Here is a 413-nt window from a genome sequence, read left to right on the forward strand (position 1 = left end):
CGGTCGGCCAGGCCTTCGCGCTCGGTGATGCCGCCGCCGCGCGGCCCGTACATGCCCACCGCATGGACCTCGTCGATATAGGTCATGGCGTTGTAGCGCTCGGCGAGCTCGACGATCTCTTTGATCGGCGCGATGTCGCCGTCCATCGAATAGACGCTTTCGAAGACGATCAGCTTGGCGCGTTCGCGGCCGGCCGTCTGCAAAAGGCTTTCCAGATGCGCGACGTCATTGTGGCGGAAGATCTTTTTCTCGGCGCCCGAGCGCCGCACGCCTTCGATCATCGAGGCATGGTTCAGCTCGTCCGAGATGATCAGACAATTGGGCAAAAGCCGTGCGATGGTCGAGATCGAGGCTTCGTTGGAGACGAAGCCGGAGGTGAAGACGAGAGCCGCTTCCTTGCCGTGCAGGTCGGC

Annotated in this window: 1 protein-coding gene; it reads right to left on the minus strand. The window is 62.5% G+C overall.

Translation table 11 applies throughout. The annotated features are described in order from the left end of the window. Positions 1 to 413 (minus strand): aminotransferase class I/II-fold pyridoxal phosphate-dependent enzyme (locus O7A60_RS31820; RefSeq protein ID WP_337109600.1); only part of this gene is annotated, 413 nt, incomplete at both ends.

Source organism: Mesorhizobium salmacidum (SeqCode) (assembly GCF_037179605.1).
GTDB lineage: Bacteria > Pseudomonadota > Alphaproteobacteria > Rhizobiales > Rhizobiaceae > Mesorhizobium > Mesorhizobium salmacidum.